Below are 220 nucleotides of genomic sequence, written 5' to 3'. Positions count from 1 at the left end.
CTGTATTGATACTTTGATACCTTGTCTTTCTTACTTTAATATGACGGTGATCTTGCTCAATGAGGTTATTCAGATATTTCGATGTACAATGGCAGTCAGGTTTAAGTTTAAAAGCTTTAATTACTTTAACCATTGCTACCTTCGTTGAAGGTGCCTGATCTGTAATTACCTTTTGAGGTTTACCAAATTGTTTAATGAGACGTTTGATAAACGCATATGC

At 34.1% G+C, this 220-nt stretch carries 1 protein-coding gene; it reads right to left on the bottom strand.

What is annotated here, in order from left to right; translation table 11 throughout:
- Positions 1 to 220 (bottom strand): DDE-type integrase/transposase/recombinase (locus tag LQ688_RS13975; protein WP_239752881.1); only part of this gene is annotated, 220 nt, incomplete at both ends.

Source organism: Mammaliicoccus sp. J-M40 (assembly GCF_022386395.1).
GTDB lineage: Bacteria > Bacillota > Bacilli > Staphylococcales > Staphylococcaceae > Mammaliicoccus > Mammaliicoccus lentus.
This window is presented reverse-complemented; position numbering and strand designations above follow the sequence as displayed.